This window comes from Pseudomonas sp. Pseusp3 (genome assembly GCF_047304225.1).
Taxonomy (GTDB): Bacteria; Pseudomonadota; Gammaproteobacteria; order Pseudomonadales; family Pseudomonadaceae; genus Aquipseudomonas; species Aquipseudomonas fluorescens_CD.
In genome coordinates, this window is sequence record NZ_JBGLYV010000005.1 from 104798 (window position 1) to 127858 (window position 23061).

The 23061-nt window shown below is 59.3% G+C and carries 20 protein-coding genes; 5 read left to right on the forward strand and 15 right to left on the reverse strand.

The window, feature by feature from the left end; translation table 11 throughout:
- Positions 1 to 235 precede the first annotated feature (235 nt).
- The 4 genes from ACCD00_RS03380 to ACCD00_RS03395 all read right to left on the reverse strand — a co-directional run bounded on the left by ACCD00_RS03380 (position 236) and on the right by ACCD00_RS03395 (position 4697).
- On the reverse strand, positions 236 to 1345 hold the full coding sequence (locus ACCD00_RS03380; protein WP_413421901.1) for a polyamine ABC transporter substrate-binding protein: 1110 nt from the start codon (positions 1343 to 1345) through the stop codon (positions 236 to 238).
- A 171-nt stretch (positions 1346 to 1516) separates the two neighbouring features.
- Positions 1517 to 2881: an aspartate aminotransferase family protein gene (locus ACCD00_RS03385; protein WP_413421903.1), complete on the reverse strand. Its 1365-nt coding sequence runs from the start codon at positions 2879 to 2881 to the stop codon at positions 1517 to 1519.
- Between the two features lie 59 nt (positions 2882 to 2940).
- Positions 2941 to 4299, reverse strand: a complete 1359-nt coding sequence (locus tag ACCD00_RS03390; RefSeq protein ID WP_413421905.1) for a glutamine synthetase family protein — start codon at positions 4297 to 4299, stop codon at positions 2941 to 2943.
- Between the two features lie 38 nt (positions 4300 to 4337).
- Positions 4338 to 4697 carry a gamma-glutamyl-gamma-aminobutyrate hydrolase family protein gene (locus ACCD00_RS03395; RefSeq protein ID WP_413421907.1) on the reverse strand — a complete coding sequence of 120 codons (360 nt, stop codon included), beginning with the start codon at positions 4695 to 4697 and terminating at the stop codon, positions 4338 to 4340.
- Positions 4698 to 4975: 278 nt separating this feature from the next.
- Between ACCD00_RS03395 and ACCD00_RS03400 the strand changes: the two genes are divergently transcribed.
- The 3 genes from ACCD00_RS03400 (at position 4976) to ACCD00_RS03410 (ending at position 8038) form a co-directional block, all read left to right on the forward strand.
- Positions 4976 to 6352, forward strand: a complete 1377-nt coding sequence (locus tag ACCD00_RS03400; protein WP_095148654.1) for a glutamine synthetase family protein — start codon at positions 4976 to 4978, stop codon at positions 6350 to 6352.
- Between the two features lie 203 nt (positions 6353 to 6555).
- Positions 6556 to 7308: a carbonic anhydrase gene (locus ACCD00_RS03405; RefSeq protein WP_413421909.1), complete on the forward strand. Its 753-nt coding sequence runs from the start codon at positions 6556 to 6558 to the stop codon at positions 7306 to 7308.
- Between the two features lie 91 nt (positions 7309 to 7399).
- Positions 7400 to 8038, forward strand: coding sequence for a TetR/AcrR family transcriptional regulator (locus ACCD00_RS03410; protein WP_413421911.1), 639 nt, complete (start codon positions 7400 to 7402; stop codon positions 8036 to 8038).
- Between the two features lie 190 nt (positions 8039 to 8228).
- Here the strand turns inward: ACCD00_RS03410 and ACCD00_RS03415 are convergent, their stop codons facing one another.
- From ACCD00_RS03415 to ACCD00_RS03455, 9 genes are all read right to left on the reverse strand, one after another.
- Entirely contained in the window at positions 8229 to 8444 is a 216-nt protein-coding gene (locus ACCD00_RS03415; RefSeq protein ID WP_007967989.1) for a TOBE domain-containing protein, read from the reverse strand.
- A 33-nt stretch (positions 8445 to 8477) separates the two neighbouring features.
- The gene (gene ssuB, locus ACCD00_RS03420; RefSeq protein WP_413421913.1) at positions 8478 to 9284 is read right to left on the reverse strand and encodes an aliphatic sulfonates ABC transporter ATP-binding protein; all 807 of its coding nucleotides are present in this window, start codon (positions 9282 to 9284) and stop codon (positions 8478 to 8480) included.
- Positions 9281 to 10063 carry an aliphatic sulfonate ABC transporter permease SsuC gene (gene ssuC / locus ACCD00_RS03425; RefSeq protein WP_413421915.1) on the reverse strand — a complete coding sequence of 261 codons (783 nt, stop codon included), beginning with the start codon at positions 10061 to 10063 and terminating at the stop codon, positions 9281 to 9283. The genes ssuB and ssuC overlap by 4 nt, the downstream gene beginning before the upstream one ends.
- 9 nt (positions 10064 to 10072) lie before the next feature.
- Positions 10073 to 11221 carry an FMNH2-dependent alkanesulfonate monooxygenase gene (gene ssuD / locus ACCD00_RS03430; protein WP_111282858.1) on the reverse strand — a complete coding sequence of 383 codons (1149 nt, stop codon included), beginning with the start codon at positions 11219 to 11221 and terminating at the stop codon, positions 10073 to 10075.
- Positions 11222 to 11246: 25 nt separating this feature from the next.
- Positions 11247 to 12212, reverse strand: a complete 966-nt coding sequence (locus ACCD00_RS03435; RefSeq protein WP_322617405.1) for a sulfonate ABC transporter substrate-binding protein — start codon at positions 12210 to 12212, stop codon at positions 11247 to 11249.
- 89 nt (positions 12213 to 12301) lie between these two features.
- Positions 12302 to 12895, reverse strand: coding sequence for an NADPH-dependent FMN reductase (ssuE, locus tag ACCD00_RS03440; RefSeq protein ID WP_413421917.1), 594 nt, complete (start codon positions 12893 to 12895; stop codon positions 12302 to 12304).
- Positions 12896 to 13229: 334 nt separating this feature from the next.
- On the reverse strand, positions 13230 to 13868 hold the full coding sequence (locus ACCD00_RS03445) for a peroxiredoxin (protein ID WP_413421919.1): 639 nt from the start codon (positions 13866 to 13868) through the stop codon (positions 13230 to 13232).
- A 291-nt stretch (positions 13869 to 14159) separates the two neighbouring features.
- On the reverse strand, positions 14160 to 15503 hold the full coding sequence (locus tag ACCD00_RS03450; RefSeq protein WP_413421921.1) for an OprD family porin: 1344 nt from the start codon (positions 15501 to 15503) through the stop codon (positions 14160 to 14162).
- A gap of 410 nt (positions 15504 to 15913) precedes the next feature.
- The gene (locus ACCD00_RS03455; RefSeq protein ID WP_413421923.1) at positions 15914 to 17254 is read right to left on the reverse strand and encodes an OprD family outer membrane porin; all 1341 of its coding nucleotides are present in this window, start codon (positions 17252 to 17254) and stop codon (positions 15914 to 15916) included.
- Between the two features lie 364 nt (positions 17255 to 17618).
- Here ACCD00_RS03455 and tauA point away from each other — a divergent pair, with 364 nt between their 5' ends.
- A complete protein-coding gene (gene tauA / locus ACCD00_RS03460; RefSeq protein ID WP_413421925.1) occupies positions 17619 to 18608 on the forward strand; it encodes a taurine ABC transporter substrate-binding protein in 990 nt (329 codons plus the stop codon).
- Positions 18609 to 18736: 128 nt separating this feature from the next.
- On the opposite strand, the gene argA is transcribed toward tauA, so the two are convergent.
- On the reverse strand, positions 18737 to 20035 hold the full coding sequence (gene argA / locus ACCD00_RS03465; protein ID WP_413421927.1) for an amino-acid N-acetyltransferase: 1299 nt from the start codon (positions 20033 to 20035) through the stop codon (positions 18737 to 18739).
- A gap of 245 nt (positions 20036 to 20280) precedes the next feature.
- Positions 20281 to 21429 carry an acetylornithine deacetylase gene (gene argE, locus ACCD00_RS03470; RefSeq protein ID WP_413421929.1) on the reverse strand — a complete coding sequence of 383 codons (1149 nt, stop codon included), beginning with the start codon at positions 21427 to 21429 and terminating at the stop codon, positions 20281 to 20283.
- 157 nt (positions 21430 to 21586) lie between these two features.
- Here argE and ACCD00_RS03475 point away from each other — a divergent pair, with 157 nt between their 5' ends.
- A complete protein-coding gene (locus tag ACCD00_RS03475) occupies positions 21587 to 22954 on the forward strand; it encodes an inorganic triphosphatase (RefSeq protein WP_413421931.1) in 1368 nt (455 codons plus the stop codon).
- The last annotated feature ends 107 nt before the right edge of the window (positions 22955 to 23061 follow it).

The following is a 23061-nucleotide window of genomic DNA, read 5'->3' on the forward strand; positions in this document are numbered from 1 at the left end:
GGTCCTCTGAATTTAGTTGGGCCCAAGTTGCCCCGCGTTACATGACAACCGTGGTTGCCCAGCAACAAAACCGGCGCGCAACTTACCCTCGAAAAACCGTTCCAGCAAACTTTATGCAGATCCTTGTAGGAGCGAGCCTGCTCGCGATGGTCGTCAACGATAACGCTGGGTGCCTGACACCCAGCGGTGCTCTCAGGTTCATCGCGAGCAAGCTCGCTCCTACAGGGTGTATTTCTTACTTACCTGATTTGATCTTGGTCCAGCTGCGGGTCATTTCACGCTGGGTCGCCGCTGGCAGGTCGGCGATGGCATACAACTTGGCCTGCACATCGGCTGGCGGGTAGATGCCTGGATCGCTGGTGATGTCTTTTTCCACCAGAGCCGTTGCAGCGGCGTTACCGTTCGGGAAGCGTACGGCGTTGGTGATACCGGCCATGACTTCAGGCTTCTGCAGGAAGGTCATGAACTTGTAGGCACCCTCGACGTTCTCGGCATCCTTGGGAATCGCGACCATGTCGAAGAAGCTGCCAGCGCCTTCTTTCGGAATGGCGTAGCTGACCTTGACCTTGTCACCCGCCTCTGCGGCACGGGACTTGGCCTGCTGAACGTCACCCGAGTAGCCAACCGCTACGCAGATGTTGCCGTTGGCCAGGTCCGAGATGTACTTGGAGGAGTGGAAGTAGGTGATCGAAGGACGAATCTTGAGGAACAGGTCCTCGGCTTTCTTGATGTCTTCTTTCTTCTGGCTGTCGGTTGGCAGGCCCAGGTAGTGCAGCGCGACCGGGAGCATTTCGGTCGGCGAATCGAGGAAACTCACACCGCAACCCTTGAGCTTGGCGATGTTTTCCGGCTTGAGCAGCACGTCCCACGAGTCGATGGTGTCGACGCCCAGCGCAGCCTTGACCTTCTCCGGGTTGTAACCGATGCCGATCGAGCCCCACATGTACGGGAAGGCGTGCTTGTTGCCAGGGTCACTGACCGAAACGGCCTTGAGCAGATCCTGGTTCAGGTTCTTCCAGTTAGGCAGCTTGGACTGGTCCAGCTCCTGATATACGCCGGCCTTGATCTGTTTGGCCAGGAAGTTGTTCGACGGCACGACCACGTCGTAGCCGGACTTGCCCGCCAGCAGTTTGGCTTCCAGGGTCTCGTTGCTGTCGAATACGTCGTAAACGACCTTGATCCCCGACTCTTTCTCGAAGTTCGCGATGGTGTCCGGAGCGATGTAGTCGGACCAGTTGTAGACGTGCAACACCTTGTCGTCCGCCTGAACCGCACCCGCCATCATGCCCGCGACGGACAGGGCGAGAAGTGTCTTGCCAGCAAGCTTTTTACCTAATGCCTTCATGCGTCATGCTCCAAATTTTTCTTTTTTGAACCACTTTGTTCAGCGACCGAACCCGGGCAACTGGAACTGCGGCTAGTCTGGCAAGATCCGAGGCGGTCTTTCAAGAAAAGACCGGCCTTTGTGACAGCTTTGAGCGAGAGCGCCGCAGCTCCCTCGCTCTGAGCCTAGCACTTAGCCCTGCAATGCACTCAGGGTCAGGTCAAGGCACTTGCGAGCCTTGGTCACCAGCTCATCGATTTCCGCCGGCGTGATCACCAGTGGCGGAGCGATGATCATGGTGTCGCCGACTGCGCGCATGATCAGGCCATTGTCGAAGCAGAACTGACGACAGATCATGCCGACGCCCTTGCCCTCGTAACGCTTGCGAGTGGCCTTGTCCTGTACCAGTTCGATGGCCCCCAACAGCCCGACCCCACGAACTTCACCCACCAGCGGGTGATCGTTCAGTTCCCGCAGACGCTTTTGCAAATACGGTGCCGTTTCGGACTTCACGCGCTCGACAATTTTTTCGTCGCGCAGGATACGGATGTTTTCCAGCCCCACAGCCGCCGCCACCGGGTGCCCGGAGTAGGTGAAGCCGTGGTTGAAGTCGCCACCCTCATTGAGCACGTCCACCACTTCGTCACGCACAATCAGGCCACCCATCGGGATGTAGCCCGAAGTCAGGCCCTTGGCGATGGTCATCATGTCGGGCTTGAGGCCGTAGAAATCGGTACCGAACCACTCGCCGGTACGGCCGAAACCGCAAATCACTTCGTCAGCCACGAACAGGATGTCGTACTTGGCGAGGATTTCCTTGATGCGCGGCCAGTAAGTCTCTGGCGGAATGATCACGCCGCCGGCGCCCTGGATCGGCTCGGCAATAAAGGCACCGACATTGTCGACGCCAACTTCCAGAATCTTTTCTTCCAGCTGGTTGGCGGCCCACACACCGAATTCTTCCGGGGTCATGTCGCCGCCTTCGCCGAACCAGTACGGTTGGGCAATGTGGACGATGCCCGGGATCGGCAAGTCGCCCTGTTCGTGCATGTACGTCATGCCGCCCAGGCTCGCGCCGGCCACGGTGGAACCGTGATAGCCGTTCTTGCGGCTGATGATGACTTTCTTGTTCGGCTGGCCCTTGATCGCCCAGTAGTGACGAACCATACGCAGCATGGTGTCGTTGCCTTCAGAGCCGGAACCGGTGAAGAACACATGGTTCATGCCTTGCGGCGCGATGTCGGCGATGGCCCTGGCCAGTTCCAGTACCGGTGGGTGTGCCGTCTGGAAGAACAGGTTGTAGTAAGGCAGCTCGCGCATCTGTTTGCTGGCGGCATCGGCCAGTTCATCGCGACCATAGCCAATCGCGACACACCACAGGCCGGCCATACCGTCGAGGATCTTGTTGCCTTCGCTGTCCCAGAGGTAAACGCCCTTGGCGTTGGTGATGATCCGCGGGCCTTTCTCTTTCAGCTGCTTGAAGTCGCTGAACGGAGCCAGGTGGTGATCACTGCTCAAGGTTTGCCATTCACGGGTTTGCGGATTGTTGCTGGTCATACGAATCTCCTAAAAAAATCAGGTGAAAGCGCCACTCGACAACGGCAGCGCCCGGCGTATCAGACGGCAAAGAGCAGGAATTCCCTTTCCCACGAACTGATGACGCGCTTGAAGTTTTCATGCTCGGCCCGCTTGACCGCGACGTAGCCAGTGATGAAATTTTTGCCCAGGTACTTCTCGATTGTTGAACTGTGTTCCATGCGTTCCAGCGCATCTTCGATGGTCAGCGGCAGGCGCAGGTTGCGACGTTCATAGCCGCGCCCCACCACCGGCGCACTCGGGTTCAGGCCTTCGACCATGCCGATGTAACCGCAGAGCAGGCTCGCGGCAATCGCCAGGTACGGGTTGGCATCGGCGCCCGGCAGGCGGTTTTCCACCCGACGATTTTGCGGTCCCGCATCCGGTACCCGCAGGCCCACCGTGCGGTTTTCTTCGCCCCACTCCACGTTCACCGGCGCCGAAGTGTCCGGCAGGAAGCGGCGGAACGAGTTCACGTTCGGGGCGAACAGCGGCAACAGCTCGGGAATGAGTTTCTGCAAGCCACCGATGTGGTGCAGGAACAACTGGCTCATGGTCCCGTCGTCGTTGGAGAAGATGTTCTTGCCGGTCTCGATGTCGATGATGCTCTGGTGCAAGTGCATGGCACTGCCTGGCTCGCCGGTCATCGGCTTGGCCATGAAAGTTGCGGCGACGTTGTGCTTGAGCGCGGCTTCGCGCATGGTGCGCTTGAACACCAGGATCTGGTCTGCCAGGGACAGGGCATCGCCATGACGGAAGTTGATTTCCATCTGCGCCGTGCCGTCCTCGTGGATCAGCGTGTCGAGGTCAAGGTCCTGCAGTTCACACCAGTCGTAGACGTCTTCGAACAGCGGATCGAACTCGTTCGCCGCTTCAATGGAGAACGACTGACGACCGGTTTCCGGGCGACCTGAGCGGCCGACCGGCGGCTGCAACGGGTAGTCCGGGTCGTCACTGCGCTTGGTCAGGTAGAACTCCATTTCCGGCGCCACGATCGGCTGCCAGCCTTTGTCGGCATAGAGTTTCAGGACTTTCTTGAGTACGTTGCGCGGCGACAGCTCGATCGGGTTGCCTTGCTTGTCGTAGGTATCGTGGATGACGATGGCGGTCGGCTCGATGGCCCACGGCACCACGTATACGGCGTCGGCGTCCGGCTTGCAGACCATGTCGATGTCGGCCGGGTCGAGCAGTTCGTAATAGATGTCGTCTTCGACGTAATCGCCGGTTACGGTCTGCAGCAGCACGCTTTCTGGCAGGCGCATGCCTTTTTCGGCGATGAATTTGTTGGTCGGCGAAATCTTGCCCCGGGTAATCCCGGTCAAGTCGGCGATCATGCATTCGACTTCTGTGATCTTGTGGTTTTTCAACCAATCGGTGAGCTGGTCGAGGTTGTTACTCATAAATGCCTCTAGGCTTGAGTTGTCTGACCCTTTTAAGGTCAGGCGTTGTTTGACGCGTCGGCGTCGCGTTGTAGAGCGTTCCTGCGGCAGATTATCGTGTTTGCCAACACTGCCGCAGAGGCCGGGCGTGCAGAATCGCGAGCGGTGCCCTGAACAATGGTCAGGCCGCTATTGTGAATCGGTTCTATATTGAATGGAGTAACCGTAATGGGGGTGCCACCGCGACCGTCCAGAATAACGGACGGGGACAGGTGCTCTGTCAAGGATGGGAGAATCACCGGCAGGCCTGAAACGATCGAGGCCATTGCGCGGACGTACGTGTCACCACTTTTGTGGCAAGCATGCCGACCGAGCTGTCTTGAGCAGTCGGTGACGCCGATTATCGGCAGGCGAGACATGAAGCACCCCGGTATTATTGCTGTTATGGGTTTGATTCGAGCTTAGCCTTGTTCATTTTTTTACACAACACCCCCGTAAAAAATACAACACGGCCCGCTCAAGCTCGCGGCCGCCGCCACGTCCAGCGGAGTAAAAACGCCCTAAAGTGCCTCAAAAAAGCCACACGAGCGCTTTTTTAGGGCAAAAAAGGCCTCGCTTGACTTCGGCAGGCCGTTCGGGTTGACTGGAATCTGAAAAGATCAATGATTGATATTTTTAACAACAAAGGTGTTGCATCATGTCGGTACCCCCGCGTGCCGTTCAGCTTAACGAAGCGAACGCGTTCCTTAAGGAACATCCTGAGGTTCTGTACGTTGACCTTCTGATTGCGGATATGAATGGTGTGGTGCGCGGCAAGCGCATCGAACGCACCAGCCTCCACAAGGTTTACGAGAAAGGCATCAACCTGCCGGCCTCTCTATTTGCTCTGGATATCAACGGCTCGACGGTGGAAAGCACCGGCCTGGGCCTGGACATCGGTGATGCTGACCGAATCTGCTATCCAATCCCCGATACCCTGTGCAACGAGCCATGGCAGAAGCGCCCGACCGCGCAACTGTTGATGACCATGCACGAACTCGAAGGCGAGCCATTCTTTGCCGACCCGCGCGAAGTGCTGGCCAATGTGGTGCGCAAGTTCGACGAAATGGGCCTGACCATCTGCGCCGCGTTCGAACTGGAGTTCTACCTGATCGACCAGGAGAACGTGAACGGTCGTCCACAACCACCTCGCTCGCCGGTTTCCGGCAAACGTCCGCACTCGACCCAGGTCTACCTGATCGACGACCTCGACGAATACGTCGACTGCCTCCAAGACATTCTGGAAGGTGCCAAAGAGCAAGGCATTCCGGCCGACGCCATCGTCAAGGAAAGTGCCCCGGCGCAGTTCGAAGTGAACCTGCACCACGTGGCTGACCCAATCAAGGCCTGCGACTACGCAGTCCTGCTCAAGCGTCTGATCAAAAACATCGCCTACGACCATGAGATGGACACCACCTTCATGGCCAAGCCGTATCCAGGCCAGGCGGGTAATGGTCTGCACGTCCATATCTCGATTCTTGATAAAGATGGCAAGAACATTTTTGCCAGCGAGGATCCCGAGCAGAACGCCGCACTGCGTCACGCGATCGGCGGTGTGCTCGAGACCCTACCGGCGCAGATGGCTTTCCTCTGCCCGAACGTCAACTCCTACCGTCGTTTCGGCGCACAGTTCTACGTGCCGAACTCGCCGTGCTGGGGCCTGGACAACCGCACCGTGGCCCTGCGCGTTCCAACCGGCTCCGCCGACGCCGTGCGTCTGGAACACCGCGTGGCTGGCGCCGATGCCAACCCGTACCTGCTGATGGCTTCGGTCCTGGCAGGCGTGCACCACGGCCTGGTCAACAAGATCGAGCCTGGCGCTCCGGTCGAAGGCAACAGCTACGAGCAGAACGAGCAGAGCCTGCCGAACAACCTGCGCGATGCCCTGCGCGAGCTGGACGACAGCGAAGTCATGGCCAAGTACATCGATCCGAAATACATCGATATCTTCGTGGCTTGTAAAGAGAGCGAGCTGGAGGAGTTCGAACACTCCATCTCCGACCTCGAGTACAACTGGTACCTGCATACCGTTTAAGCGGTTGCAGTAAAAAACGCCGTCGGCTTCACAGCCGGCGGCGTTTTTTTTTGCTCGCCATTTATTATGGAATGCTTGTCAGCAGAACCAAGGAAAATTCCTACGGATTCGCCAGACACTGACTACATCTGCACCCTGACCACAACCTCACACTTCGGACGCCGGGATTCTTCCCGTTTTCCTACCCGCGCATGAGAACAACTATGAAAAAACAGCTATTGGGCGCAACCATCACTCTGATCGTCGCCGGTTTGTGCTCCACCGCCTGGGCAACAGCCGGTGACACGGCCGCATGGAGCTATTCCTCCCCCACCGGACCGCAAAACTGGGGTGAACTGAAGAGCGAGTACAGTCTCTGCTCGTCGGGCAAGACACAGTCGCCTATCGATATTCGTGACGCGATCAAGACTGAAGCCAAGATGCTGAACATTGCTTATCAGCCAAGCAAAGCCACTGTGTCGAACAACGGCCACACCATTCAGGTAACGCCGGTCGACGCCGGAGGCATCACTCTGGAATCCAGTCACTACTCATTCGTGCAAATGCATTTTCATACGCCAAGCGAAGAAATGATCCAGGGGCGCACCTATCCTCTGGACGCGCATCTGGTCCACCGCAACGCTGCAGGCGAACTGGCCGTGGTGGCCTTGCTGTTTGAAGAGGGTGCATACAACCCGGCCCTGGAGCCAATCCTGGCAGCCATGCCAAAGCACACGGGCGGTAGTGCGCATCTGGACACGGTAAATGTTGCACAACTACTACCTGCGAACCTCTACGCCTATTTCTATATGGGCTCCCTGACAACACCCCCTTGTACCGAAGGCGTGCGCTGGAATGTGCTGGCCACTGCGGTGCAACTGTCGCGAGCGCAACTGGAGGCGTTCCAGGCGCTGTATCCAATGAATGCACGCCCGGTTCAACCCTTGAACGACCGGAGTGTGCACATCGGCGGCTAAGCGCCCTTGATCGCCGGACCGGGCAGCGGAGCCCATACAGACAAGGTGCCACCTGCCTCGTACAATGCCCGCTGCCCCGCAGGAGACTCCAATGACACGCGTAGCCACCCCACGCAAACCCCGCGCACGCAGCCAGGCCCGGATCGATTCGATACTCGATGCGGCCCGCACGCTGTTGGCCGCCGAGGGCGTGGCCAGTCTGTCGATCTACAGCGTCGCCGAGCGCGCGGAGATACCGCCCTCCTCGGTCTACCACTTCTTCGCCAGCGTGCCGGCCTTGCTTGAAGCCTTGACCGCCGATGTCCACGCCGCCTTCCGTGCCTGCCTGCAAGCCCCCATCGATCACCCGGCCTTGAACGGCTGGCGCGATCTGTCGCGACTGGTGGAACAACGCATGCTCGACATCTACGCAGAGGACGCCGCCGCCCGCCAACTCATTCTGGCCCAACACGGCCTGACCGAAGTCACCCAGGCCGACCGCCAGCACGACATCGAACTGGGCGACCTGATGCACAAGCTGTTCGACCATCACTTCGAACTGCCGACATTGCCGAGCGATGTCGATGTGTTCGCCCTGGCCATGGAGCTGGGCGACCGGGTGTATGCGCGTTCGGTGCAGCAGCACGGGCAGATCACACCGCGCATGGCCGAGGAAGGGATGCGGGTGTTTGATGCGTATCTTGGGTTGTATTTGCCGCCTTACCTGCCAAAACGTGCTGTTGCTGCCTGATTTTCTATTGGCTGGACTGGCCTCTTCGCGAGCAAGCCCGCTCCCACAGGGAAACGCATTCCAGATGTGGGAGCGGCGGTGCGACGACTCGACTTGCTCGCGAAGGCCACACCGCCTATCTCACTGAATCACACGCACAAAAAACCCCGAAGGGCTCAAACCCTTCGGGGTTGTTGTTTGCGCGCACGGCTTACAACTTGGCGATCGACACCTCGGTGGATTTCACGAACGCGATCACTTCACTGCCGACCGCCAGTTCCAGCTCCTTCACCGAACGAGTAGTGATCACCGAAGTGACGATGCCGGACGCGGTCTGCACGTCGATTTCCGACAGCACGTCGCCGAGGACGATTTCCTTGATGGAGCCTTTGAACTGGTTACGAACGTTGATGGCTTTGATAGTCATGATGTTGATTCCTGTCGTGGGATAAGACTTGAGTTATTGAGCCCAGCGCAATTGCGTAGGCAAGGGTGAAACAGGTTCCGGTTCCGGCGGCTGGCCGGGCAGCGCCAGCACGCGATTGAGCACTTCGGTTTCCAGCGCCGCCAGCCGATGGGAGCCGCGGACCCGGGGGCGCGGCAGTTCGACGTGCAGGTCGAGACCGACTTCGCCCTCTTCGATCAGGATCACCCGATCGGCAATCGCCACCGCTTCGCTGACGTCGTGGGTGACCAGCAACACGGTGAAGCCATGCTGTTGCCAGAGCCGCTCGATCAGTTGCTGCATTTCAATTCGGGTCAGGGCATCCAGCGCGCCCAAGGGTTCGTCGAGCAACAGCAGGCGCGGCTGATGAATCAATGCACGGGCCAACGCCACGCGTTGTTTCTGTCCACCGGATAGAGCTGCCGGCCACTCGTGGGCGCGATCGGCCAGACCGACCGCTTCCAAAGCTTCAAGCGCTTGCGGCCGCCAGTTGCCCTTGAGACCAAGACCGACGTTGTCGATGATCTTTTTCCAGGGCAGCAATCGCGCTTCCTGGAACATCAGCCGCGTGTCCTCCCGCGCCTCACTCAGTGGCGCGGCACCGGCCAGCAATTCACCGCCCGTGGGCTGGTCGAGACCGGCGAGCAAGCGCAGCAAGGTACTTTTACCGCAACCACTGCGGCCCACCACGGCGACAAACTGGCCGGCCGGAATGTGCAGGTCGATCTCACGCAGCACCTGCCGCGCGCCAAAGGTTTTTTGCAGCTTGCGCACCGCCAGCGGAATCCCGCGCAGCAGGCGTGGAGGTTGTTCCGCGATCATGCCGCACCTCCCTTGGCAACCTGATACGCCGGGTGCCAGCGCAGCCACACACGTTCAAGTCCACGGGCCGCGAGGTCGGCCAGTTTGCCGAGCACCGCGTACATCAGGATCGCCAGCACCACCACGTCAGTCTGCAAAAACTCCCGGGCATTCATCGCCAGATAGCCGATGCCGGAACTCGCGGAAATGGTTTCGGCGACGATCAACGTCAACCACATAAACCCCAGGGCGAAACGCACGCCGACCAGAATCGAAGGCAGCGCCCCTGGCAGAATCACCTGCCAGAACAGGCTGAAACCGCTCAGGCCATAGCTACGCGACATCTCCACCAGCGCCGGGTCGACGTTGCGAATGCCGTGATAGGTGTTGAGGTAAATCGGGAACAACGTGCCCAGCGCCACCAGGAAAATCTTTGCCGACTCGTCGATGCCGAACCAGAGAATCACCAGCGGAATCAGGGCCAGGTGCGGCACGTTGCGGATCATCTGTACCGAACTGTCGAGCAGGCGCTCGCCCCACTTCGACAGGCCGGTGATAAAACCCAGGGTCAGACCGATGCTGCCACCAATGGTGAAACCCAGCGCCGCACGCCAGCCACTGATGGCCAGGTGCGTCCAGATTTCGCCGCTGCGCACCAGGCTCACGCCGGCTTCGATCACGGCGATCGGTGCCGGCAGGATCCGTGTCGACAACCAGCCCGCCGACACACTCAACTGCCACACCGCCAGCAGCAACACCGGCAACGCCCAGGGCGCCAGACTGTGGATGATTTTCTTCATGACCGCGCCTCAGCTCTGGGACGCGGCTTTGGGCAGAATGTCGTTGGCGACCATCTCGCCGAACGGGCTGACGTAGCCGGCACTTTTCGGCAGTTCAGGACGCTCGACATCGAGGTGCGGGAACAACAACTCCGCCACCCGATACGACTCTTCCAGGTGTGGGTATCCGGAAAAAATGAACGTGTCGATGCCCAGGTCCGCGTACTCCTTCACGCGGGCGGCCACGGTCGGGCCATCGCCCACCAGCGCCGTACCGGCACCGCCGCGCACCAGACCAACACCGGCCCACAGGTTGGGGCTGACTTCCAGGTTGTCGCGGTTGCCGCCATGCAATGCGGCCATGCGTTGCTGACCGACCGAATCGAAACGCGCCAGCGAAGCCTGGGCACGAGCGATGGTGTCGTCGTCCAGATGCGAGATCAGTCGATCCGCCGCTTGCCAGGCTTCGGCATTGGTTTCGCGCACGATCACATGCAAACGGATGCCGAAGCGCACGGTGCGGCCAAGCTTGGCGGCTTTAGCGCGGACCTGCTCGATCTTCTCGGCCACGGCAGCCGGCGGCTCGCCCCAGGTCAGGACCATTTCCACCTGCTCTGCCGCCAGGTCTTGCGCGGCTTCCGACGAGCCACCGAAGTACAGCGGTGGACGCGGCTGCTGGATCGGCGGATAGAGCAACTTCGCTCCCTTCACGCTGATGTGCTGGCCGTCGTAATCGACGGTTTCGCCTTCCAGCACGCGGCGCCAGATACGGGTGAACTCCACAGAGGCCTGGTAGCGCTCTTCGTGGCTAAGGAACAGACCATCGCCCGCCAACTCCTCCGGATCACCGCCCGTTACCAGGTTGAACAACGCCCGCCCGCCAGACAGACGATCCAGGGTCGCAGCCTGACGCGCCGCCACTGTCGGGGAAATGATCCCGGGGCGCAGGGCGACAAGGAACTTCAGACGCTGGGTCACCGGAATCAGCGATGCCGCCACCAGCCACGAGTCTTCGCAAGAGCGGCCGGTGGGAATCAGCACCCCGCCGAAACCCAGGCGATCCGCCGCTTGCGCGACTTGTTGCAGGTAGCCGTGGTCAACGGCGCGGGCGCCTTCGGCGGTGCCAAGGTAATGGCCGTCGCCGTGGGTAGGCAGGAACCAGAAGATATTGAGGCTCATGGAGTGGTCTCCTTGGGGAATCGAATTATTGGGCTTTGGCCACGGCAGCCGGCGGCGTCCAGATCACGTCTTTGATGCTGAGCGGCTTAGGAATCAGCTTGAGCTGGTAAAAGCTGTCGGCGATTTTCTGCTGCGCGGCGACCACTTCCGGGGTGAGGAACAGCGCGCCGTAACCCTGGCGTTTCACCGAGGTCAGGGTGATGTCCGCCGGCAGGCCGAGCAGTGGCGATACCTGCTGGGTCACATCCTGGGGATTGGCCCTGGACCACTCGCCCACCGCCCGCACTTCTTCCACCAGGGTCTTGATCACCTCGGGATTTTTTTGCGCGTAAGGTTTGGTCGCCAGGTAGAACTGATGGTTGTCGACGATGCCCTGACCATCACGCAGAGTGCGCGCTTGCAGCTGTTGTTCGGCGGCAGCCTGGTACGGGTCCCAGATGACCCAGGCGTCGACGCTGCCACGTTCGAACGCGGCGCGGGCATCAGCCGGCGGCAGGAATACGGTCTGGACGTCGGTGTACTTGAGGCCGGCATCTTCCAGTGCACGCACCAGCAGGTAGTGCACGTTGGAGCCCTTGTTGAGCACGACTTTCTTGCCCTTGAGCTCTGCCACCGACTTGATTGCCGAGTCCTTCGGCACCAGGATCGCCTCACTGTGCGGCGCTGGCGGTTCGTAGGCGACGTAGAGCAAATCAGCACCGGCCGCCTGGGCGAACACGGGCGGAGTCTCGCCGGTGACGCCGAAGTCGATGGAGCCGACATTCAGGCCTTCAAGCAGTTGCGGGCCACCGGGGAATTCAGTCCATTGCACGTCCACGCCTTGGGCGGCTAGACGTTTTTCCAGGGTGCCCTTGGCTTTGAGCAGCACCAGAGTGCCGTATTTCTGGTAGCCGATTCGTAACGTCTCGGCCTGAGCTTGAGTAATGGCGCCGAAGGTGACAGCCGCAGCAAACAGAGCGACCAGACCACGACGCAAAATGACAGGGCGCATGGCGCTCTCCTTTTTGCAGTTGGGTTTTGGCTGCACCTGCTTGCCCGTTGGCGGGCGAGTAAGGCCAGTACTTCAATTTTCGGTGAGGCTTAAATGCTCCAGCGAGCACTCAACAAACGGTCATTCAACAGGTTCGGATCGAGCGGCTTGGGCCGTCGCGCCATGGCGCTGGAAAACTGCTCCAGCGCTTCATGTAAACGTTGTTCCAGCTCCGGCGCCAATTGCGCCAGGGTGCTGCCTTCGCCGTAGGCGATCTGGCTGTCGACGGCGAATATCCCCTGCAGCATTTCCTGGGCCTTCAATGCCGACAGCACCGGCTTGAGCGCGTAATCCACCACCAGCATGTGGGCGATGCTGCCGCCAGTGGCCATGGGCAAAACAACCTTGTGGCTCAGGGCGCGTTCGGGCAGCAGGTCCAGCACGACTTTCAGGGCTCCGGAAAACGATGCCTTGTAAACCGGCGTGGCGATCAGCAGGCCATCGGCGTTTTCAATCTGTTGCAGCAGGTCGATTACCTTCGGGCTGTCGAAGCGTGCGTGCAGCAAGTCCTCGGCCGGGAAGTCCCGCACCTGGTAACTCACCACTTCCACACCCTGCTCCTGTAACCATTTCCGGGAGCGATCCAGCAGCACCCCGGAACGAGAGCGCTGACTGGGACTGCCACCGAGTGAAACAACCAACATTCAGACGATTCCTTGTGCGGTGCTGGCGATTCGCGGTTTGCGATCTCGCTTCGATGGAGTGACCTTAACAGCTGATTAATATATCCATAAATCATATTTATTCATTTGGTTATGCCTTTAAGAGATATTAAATTTCACTTCTTCCGGGCAAAAAAACAGGCCGTCGAAACGGCCTGAAATCCCCTGCTTTGTGGATGCTGTTAACTGTGAAACCTGTGGAGTCTGATCTGCCGCCTTCGCGAGCAAGCCCGCTCCCACAAGGGCTTACGCGGTCAACTGTGGGAGCGGGCTTGCTCGCGAAGGCGGCATCAGCCTCACCGTAAATATTGATGACTCACCGATCAGGCTGCGGCGTCAGGCGCAAGTAAGGCTTAACGGCACGATACCCCTTGGGAAAGCGCTGTTTGATTTCACCCTCATCCTTGAGCGACGGCACGATCACCACCTCGTCACCGTCCTGCCAGTTGGCCGGTGTGGCCACCTTGAAGTTGTCGGTGAGTTGCAGCGAGTCGATCACCCGCAGGATTTCATTAAAGTTGCGGCCGGTGCTCGCCGGGTAGGTAATCGTCAACCGGACCTTTTTGTTCGGGTCGATCACGAACAGAGAACGCACGGTCAGGGTGTCGTTGGCATTGGGATGGATCAGGTCGTAGAGGTCCGAGACCTTGCGGTCGGCGTCATCGAGGATCGGAAAGTTGACCACGGTGTCCTGGGTTTCGTTGATGTCCTCGATCCACCTGTGGTGCGACTCGACGGGGTCCACGGACAGCGCGATGGCCTTGACGCCGCGCGCCGCGAATTCATCCTTGAGCCTGGCGGTGAAACCCAGTTCGGTGGTGCACACTGGCGTGAAATCCGCCGGATGGGAAAACAGCACGCCCCAGCTATCGCCCAGCCACTGATGGAAACGGATGATGCCGGCGCTGGAATTCTGTTCGAAGTCGGGGGCGATATCGCCAAGTCTGAGACCCATGGTGCTGCTCCTTGTGAGTGCTTGATGGGTTCAACTGTGCCTGTGTTTTTTATCTATTAAAAAGAATAAATATCGATTTATTTAGATCATAAAGAAATATTAAAGATCTGTTCACTGGACGTACGCGCACAACCCGCCGAACATCGGCCACAAGGTTCGAGAAGGCCTTGAGTTGCTGCAAAAAGGGAACTTCAAGGCGGGATTACGGGGGTGAACCCGTCTTGACAATGCAAAAGCCCCGCCCGGTGCAATACCGGGCGGGGCTTTTTTGTTTCGCTTACGCGAGCGCTATTACAACAGCGGGATCGAATAGCTGACAATCAGGCGGTTTTCGTCCTGCGAACGGGTGTTCGGCAGGTCGGTGCGCCAGGTAGCGTTTTTCCACGTCAGACCCAGGTTCTTCAGCGGACCTTCCTGAACGACGTAAGCCACGCTCAGATCGCGCTCCCACTCGGAAGCACCATTGGCCGCCTCGCCACCCTTGGCGTTGACGGTATCGATATCGTCGCCGTGCAGGTACACCAGACCCGCGGTCAGGCCCGGTACGCCGACCTTGGCGAAGTCGAACGAGTAGCGTGCTTGCCAGGTTTTCTCGCCGGCACGGCCGAACTTCTGGATTTGCGAGTCGGTGATGGTGTAGTTCGACGAACCGTCGCCCTGGTTAAGCCAAGGGAAGTCGCTGCTGCCATTGCTGACCTGGTATCCGCCACCGAAGGTGTGACCGGCAACGCTGTACAGGAACAGACCGCTGTACAGGTTGTTGTCGACCTTGCCTTTACCGTTGGCTGCACCGCTGTAGTTGCCAGTGGTGAAGAACAGAGGGTCGTGACCGTTGGCACCGTCGTCGGAGCTGTTGAAGTAACGGAAGTCCGACTTCAACACGCCAGGGCCGATAGCCCAGTTGTGAACCAGACCCAGGAAGTGTTGCTTGTAGAACTCTTCCAGGTTGCCGTAGTAGTACTGGGCAGTCAGGTCCTTGGTGATCTTGTAGTCGCCACCGGCATAGATGAACTTGTTGCTGTCGCGGAATTTGGTGCCGCGAGTGTTCGCGCCCGAAATCGACATCTGCTCATTGTTGCTGGAGTTACGGCCTTTGACGGCTTCGATCTGGCCACCGACCAGCGTCAGATCCTTGATGTCGCCGGACGTGATCTGGCCACCCTGCCAGGTTTGCGGCAGCAGGCGACCATCGTTGGTCACGATTACCGGGTTTTTCGGCTGCAGGGTGCCCAGTTTCAGTTCGGTCTGGGAAATCTTGGCTTTGGCGGTCAGGCCCAGGCTGGAGAAATTATCTACCGCCTCGCCGTTGGATTTGCTCGGGAAAACCGTGCCGCCGTAAGAGGTCGCCGTGGCGCCGTTGGTGCCGCCGCCCGAATCCAGCTTGACGCCCAGCAGGCCGATCGCATCGATACCGAAGCCGACGGTGCCCTGGGTATAGCCGGAGATGAAACGCAGATCGAAGCCCTGGCCCCATTCTTCGTTTTTGTTGGCACCGGCACCGTCACGGTTGTCAGTGTTGATGTAGAAGTTACGCAGCCCCAATGTTGCCTTGCTGTCTTCGATAAAACCCGCGGCGTTTGCCTGCTGGGCCAATACCCCGACGGCCACAGCCATGGCCAGGGTGGACTTGTTCATGTTTCGCTCCTCTCGTTTCTAATTCTGATGTTCCTGGTCCCGAATCGATTGCCCGGGATCCTGAATGCATAATTTCGCGGCAAACCGTCTGAGCCGGTCGTTTGGCGGGCCGCAGGATACATGGCATTAAAGCCAAAAAGAATTTATTGAATCTTTTTAATATCGCTATGGAATATGACTTCCCACGGCAGAACCGAGGTATCGGCGGCGAGGCCGATTCCTGAACCTGATCAATTGTCGAGGGACGAAATTGCCAAATCCGAGCTCAGGGATGAGTGTCGGAGGACGCACTTTAGTGCTTGAATTAAAAAACTAAAAAGAATAAAAAAGAAATAGCATCTTTGTTTTTGGAATATAAAACCCGATGCAAAAAAAACCCCGCCAAGCGACGGGGCTTTTTCTTGTGGCTATTACATGAAGCTGTAGGTGTAGTTGAAGATCAGACGGGTCTGGTCTTGATCAAGGGTGCTGGTGTTGCCACGGTAGGTACCGTGACGCAGAGTCGTACCAAACCCTTTCAGTGCGCCCGTTTGAATCACGTAATCGATACGCGCGTCAGTCTCGTGCTCACTCAGGTCTTTACCCACACCGCTGGTTGCCTTGATGTCCTGGCCATTCAAGTAAGCAATCGAAGCTTTCAAGCCTGGTACGCCCAGTGAGGCGAAGTCATAGGAGTACTGACCGAACGTGGTGTTTTCACCGGCACGGATAAAGCTGCCGACCGTGGCATCGGTAAACGAGTAGAAGCTGGAGCCGCCGGCACCTTCTTGACGACCTTTGTCATCGACAAGGCTGCCCTGGTTCAGGAATACAAAGCCGCCGTCATCGTTGACACGCTGATGCCCGATCAGGAACGCGTTGCCACCCAGGGTATAGGTGAACATGGCGCTCCAGGTCTTGTTATCGACCTCGCCCGGGGTCTTGGCGAAACCGTTGTTGTTGTTGAAACGGAAGCCCGGATCGCCGTTCTTGCCGTCGGAGCTGCTATCGAAATAACGGATATCGGTCTTGAACGACTGATTGGCCGCGATCGGGTAGACGTGCACCAGGCCGAGGAAGTTCTGCTTGTAGAAGTCTTCCAGGTTCGCATAGTAGTACTGCAGCAAAAGGTCTTTGGTGACCTTCCAGTCAGCACCGCCGTAGAGGAACTTGTTGCTGTCCTGAGTCGCGCCAGCCACAGACAGGCCAGTGGAGTTCGAGGAGGCGCGACCCGACGCGTGCTCCAGCTGACCAAAGTTGAAGGTCACGTTGTCGATTTCTTTGGAGGTGATGGTGCCACCGTCAAAGGTTTGCGGCAGCAAACGGCTGTCGTTCGCGATCAGGATCGGCAGGTTAGGTGCCAGAGCGCCGCCCAGGTGGGCTTCGGTTTTCGAGAAGCGCGCCTTGACGTTGCCATCCAGACGGCTCCACTCGTCGGCCGCCTCATTGCCATCGCTAGGGAAGAACGAGTTGGCGTTACCGGTCGGGTGATGCCCCTTGCCGCCATCCAGATGGATACCCACCAGAGCCTGGGCGTCGATACCAAAACCTACGGTACCCTGGGTGAAACCGGACAGGTAATCGAACTTCAGACCCTCAGCGGTTTCTCGCTGACGGTTGGCAGGAGTACTCGCACCTTCACGCATATCGGCGTCGTAATACATGGTGCGCGAGCTGATGGAAGCCTTGCTGTCTTCCAGGAAACCTGCGGCGCCTGCCTGCTGCGCCAAAACCCCTATGGCCACGGCCAAAGCCAAGTTGGACTTGTTCATTGTGTAGCTCCTCTCGATTCTAATTCTTGTATTCCTGGTCTCGGGTCGACGCCCGAAATCCTAAGATGCGCGATTAGCGCCAGACCGTGACCCATAAGTCAATCGTAACCATATGTGTCTACGACCATAGTCTAATCCCCGATTTTTTGGTCCCTGCAGGGTCATGATTTCGTCATGAACCTGAAAAGAATTACTCGATTCTTTTCTAATACCGTTTAGGAATTTAGCTCCCCACTGCACGATTACCCCAGAATAGACGGTTCTGCTCATAAGCTAATTACTAAACGGTATTTATATTCGCTTTTTTAGATCGATTAGTTTCCGCCATAAATCGGAAACAAATCCTTTACCGAAAGGCGATCCCATGACGACCAAACGCGCACTATCCGGATCAATTGTTACAGTTTGTGTATCGCTGGCATTTTCTTTCACGGCGCAGGCGGCGAACCTCACCGTCGGCTATCAAACCGGAATCGACCCCAGCAAAGTCCCCCAGGCCGATGGCCTTTATGAAAAAACCATCGGCCAGCCCATCGACTGGCGGCGCTTCAACAGCGGTCCGGAAGTGGTCACGGCGATTGCCTCGGGCGATGTGCAAATCGGCAATCTCGGCTCCAGTCCGCTGGCCGCTGCCGCCTCGCGCAACCTGCCGATTGTCGCGTTCATCGTCTCGGCCCAGATCAATGCCGCCGAAGCGCTGGTGGTACGCAACGGCAGCGGCATCGAAAAACCACAAGATCTAATCGGAAAGACCATCGCCACGCCTTTCGTTTCAACCTCCCACTACAGCCTGCTCGGTGCGCTGAAGCACTGGGGCCTGGACGGCTCGAAAGTCAAAGTGGTGAACCTGCAGCCGGCGGAAATCGCGGCAGCCTGGAAACGAGGCGATATTGATGGCGCATTTGTCTGGTCGCCCGCCCTGGGGGAAATCCGCAAGACTGGCAAGACATTGACCGACGCTGCGCAGGTAGGCCAATGGGGCGCACCAACCTTTGAGGTCTGGGTGGCGCGCAAGGATTACGCCGAAAAACATCCGGAGGTCGTGGCCAAGTTCGCCAGGGTCACCCTGGATTCGTTCGCCGACTATGCCGCCCACAAGGACCAATGGACCGTTGATTCGGTGCCCGTCCAGAAAATCGCCAAACTGACCGGTGCCAACGCCGCCGATGTACCGGAGCTATTGGCCGGTTCCGCCTTCCCGGATGCCAAGGCGCAACAGAGCACCGCGCTGCTGGACGGCGGCACGGCCAAAGCCATTGGCGAGACGGCGAAATTCTTGAAGGAACAAGGGAAGGTTGAAACGGTGCTGCCAGATTATTCGCCGTATGTCAGTGCGAAGTTTGTCACCCAGTAACACCACCGACCTCTGTAGGAGCGAGCTCGCTCGCGATGGTCGTTAACGATGCCGCGTGTTTACTGACTAAACGCAGCGCTCTTGAGTCCATCGCGAGCGAGCTCGCTCCTACAGGGACTGCATCCTGATCAAAGGGCTTTTTCGAAGATCTTCGAATTACGCTGATAGTTGTACAGCGATGCCCGCGCCGACGGCAGTCGGTCGACGCTGCTCGGTTCGAAACCACGTTCGCGGAACCAGTGCGCGGTGCGGGTGGTCAGGACGAACAAGGTTTTCAACCCCTGCGCCCGTGCACGGGCTTCGATACGCTCCAGCAACTCATCGCCGCGACCGCCATGGCGGTATTCCGGATTCACCGCCAGGCAGGCCAGTTCACCCGCGTCCGAGTCGGCGATCTGGTACAGCGCCGCACAGGCGATGATCATACCTTCGCGTTCAACCACACTGAATTGTTCGATCTCGCGCTCGAGCACCTCACGGGAACGGCGCACCAGGATGCCCTGCTCTTCCAGCGGACTGATCAAGTCCAGCAAACCACCGACGTCTTCAATGGCCGCTTCGCGCACCACTTCGAACTGCTCCTGGGCCACCAGCGTACCGCCACCGTCACGGGTGAACAGTTCGGTCAACAGTGCACCGTCCTCGGCGTAACTGACGATATGGCTGCGGGCCACGCCGCCACGGCAAGCTTCGGCAGCGGCGTCCAGCAATTCCGCCTGATAGTTGCTGCCCAGCCGCTGCAGATGCGCCGGCACTTGCTGTGGACGCAGTTCGCGCACCAGGCGCCCGTGCTCGTCGATCAGGCCCAGGTCGGCGCCGAACAGCAGCAGCTTGTCCGCGCCCAGGTCGATGGCCGCGCGGGTGGCGACGTCTTCGCAGGCGAGGTTGAAAATCTCCCCGGTGGGCGAATAGCCCAGCGGCGACAGCAGGACGATGGAGCGCTCGTCCAGCAGACGGTTGATGCCCTTGCGGTCGACCCGGCGCACTTCGCCGGTGTGGTGATAGTCGACGCCCTCAAGCACACCGATCGGCCGTGCCGTCACCAGGTTGCCGCTGGCCACCCGCAGGCGCGAGCCCTGCATCGGCGACGAAGCCATGTCCATCGACAGGCGAGCCTCGATGGCGATGCGCAACTGGCCAACCGCATCGATCACGCACTCCAGGGTCGCGGCATCGGTGATGCGCATGCCGTGGTGGTAATGCGGGGTCAGGCCACGGGCGGCGAGGCGCGCTTCGATTTGCGGCCGGGAGCCGTGAACCAGCACCAGACGCACACCCAGGCTGTGCAACAGCACCAGGTCGTGGACGATATTGCCGAAGTTCGGGTGTTCAACGCCGTCGCCGGGCAGCATGACGACAAAGGTGCAATCGCGGTGGGCGTTGATGTAAGGCGAAGCGTGACGAAGCCAATTGACGTATTCGGGCATGAACCTGGGCCTGTAATAAATAGCAGCCGAAAAAAGGGCGAAACTGAAAACGCACAGCGGGCTGATGGTTATCGTCGGAACAGGCTTGGCGACACGCGCGCTCTCCTCATGAATACGGGTTTGGGTACCGGCAATTTAACCGCGAAACCTTGTAGGAGCGAGCTTGCTCGCGATGAATTTGAGGTCGCCACGTTCATTCAGGCAATACTCGTCATCGTTAACATCCATCGCGAGCAAGCTCGCTCCTACAGAGGGGTTAGGCAGTAATGCTCAATCAACTGTCGTAGTAGATGCACCGTAGGCTGCAAACGTGACATTTCGAGGTATTCCCCCGGCTGGTGGGCGCAGGCGATATCACCCGGGCCAAGCACCAGCGTTTCACAGCCAAGGCGCTGAAGATAAGGTGCTTCGGTGCCGAACGCCACTGCTTCGGCGCTGTGGCCGGTGAGCTTTTCGGCAAGGCGCACCAACTCGGCGTCCTCGGCCTGCTCGAAGGGCGGCACTTCGGGGAACAACGGCGCGTAATCGATCTTGACCTGATGCCGCTCGGCAACCGGCTTGAGCTTCTGCAGGATCTCGGCGCGCAGGACCTTGGGGTCCATGCCGGGCAGCGGCCGCAGATCGAATTCCAGCGAACACTGGCCGCAGATGCGGTTGGGGTTGTCGCCGCCATGGATGCAGCCGAAATTCATCGTGGGCGTCGGCACGCCAAACTGTGGATTGCGGAATTCGCGCTGCCATAACAAGCGCAGGCCACGCAGTTCACCGATGGCATCGTGCATGGCTTCCAGGGCGCTGTGGCCCAGGCGCGGGTCGGAGGAATGACCGCTCTGACCGAGGATGTCGATGCGCTCCATCATGATGCCTTTGTGCATGCGGATCGGCTTGAGCCCGGTCGGTTCGCCGATCACCGCCGCCCGCCCCAGCGGTCGCCCCGCTTCGGCCAGCGCGCGAGCGCCGGACATCGAGCTTTCTTCATCACAGGTGGCGAGAATCAGCAACGGCTGTTTGAACGGCTGATCGAGCAGCGGTATGACCGCCTCGATCGCCAGGGCAAAAAAGCCCTTCATGTCGCAACTGCCCAGACCGATCCAGCGACCGTCGACTTCAGTCAGCTTCAACGGGTCGGTTTGCCACAGCGCAGCGTCGAACGGCACGGTGTCGCTGTGCCCGGCCAGCACCAGGCCGCCGGGACCGGAACCGAAACTGGCCAGCAGGTTGAACTTGCCGGGGCTGACCTGCTGGATCTCACAGGTAAAACCCAGCTCACCGAGCCACGTCGCCAGCAGATCGATGACCGGGCGGTTGGTCTGATCGAGACTGGGTTGGGTGCAACTGACGGACGGTGCAGCAATCAGCGCAGCGAATTGTTCTTTCATCGACGGCAATGGCATCGCTGACTCCCGGCTCCCGAATTGAAGTCCATCATAGAGCCAACCGATGACAGGAATAAACCGTCGCGGCGCGTACTAACCTTGAGTCCTGTACACTGCACGACCTTGGCAGCCACACATTCCCCCGGCTGCGCTCCCGATCCTGGATTTTCCGGCCATGCAGAAAGAAACCGAAATCAAACTCCGCGTCAGCCGCGAAACCCTCGCCGCCCTGCGCGAGCACCCGTTACTGAAAAAACGCAACAAAAGTGGCTGGGAACGCCGTGAGTTGATGAACCAGTACTTCGACACGCCCGAGCGTGACCTGGCCCAGGCCAAGGTCGCCCTGCGCCTGCGCAAGGATGGCGACGAAGTGATCCAGACCCTCAAGACCCGCGGCCAGAGCGTCGCCGGTCTGTCGGTACGCAACGAGTACGACTGGAACCTGCCCAAAGCCAAGCTCGACCTGAAGAAACTCGACGGCGAATGCTGGCCCGAGGAACTGGCCGAACTTGACAAGAAAACCCTGAAGCCGATCTTCACCACTGACTTCGTCCGCGAACGCGCGGAAATCGCCTGGGGCCGTGGCAAAACCAAAGTGGTCATCGAAGCCGCGCTGGACCTGGGTCACGTCGTGGTCGGCAAGCAGAAAGAAGAAATCTGCGAGCTGGAACTGGAACTGCGCGAAGGCGAGCCGGCCGCGTTGCTGGAACTGGCCGCCGAGCTGGCCGAGAAACTGGCCCTGATGCCATGCGACATCAGCAAGGCCGAGCGCGGTTATCGCCTATACGACGCCCACAGTTATTCGTTGAGCCTGCCGGCACCGCAGATCAGCGCCGAAACGCCGCTGGACGACGCGTTCGCCGCACTGAGCTGGCATTTGCTGGGCAGCAGCCAGCGTCTGGCCGAGCAGTATCGCTTCAACGGTCACTGGCGCCTGCTGCAGGACTGGGTCGAAAACCTCGCGGAAATGCGCGCGCTGATCAGCAGCCTGGGCCAGGCCGCTCCGCGTCAGTCGACCCACGATCTGCGAATCGCGCTCGATGCCTTGCTGGAGGACTGGCGCCCGCTGGTCCAGGCCGGCCTGGACGATGAAGACGTGCGCAAGGCCGCACCCGAGCAGTTCCTCGAAGAACTCGAAGACCCGCGCTGGGGCCTGTTCTCCCTGACCACCTCGCGCTGGTTGCTGGCCCGCACCTGGGCCGCCGATCGCAACACCCGTGGCAATCGCCAGGGCGCTGCGCAACTGGGCAGCTGGTTGCCGCGCCTGCTGGGCGAAGAAGCCAACTCGCTGCAATTGCAGCGCTACCAGCAACAGCCAGAAGACCTGGCCGAGCAACTGCCGCGCATCGAACGCATCCAGGTCTGGCTGCACCATGCGCGTAGCGTGCTGGAGATCCCGGAAATGGATCGACTGTACGGTGAGCTGAACAAGCTGGCACAACTGGCCAACGAATCGATCACCGACGAAGTCCTGGATGCGCGCAAGCAGCAGGCGATTGCGGTGTATCAGAACCGCGCCTGGAAAATGCTGTTGCGTCTGTAATACCTTGTGGCGGGGGGGGGGGGGGGCCCCCCCCCCAAACCCGCCGCGAACACAGCAGGCGCCACCCCCAACATGCGGGTCGGGGGATTAAGCGCGCACACACCCAG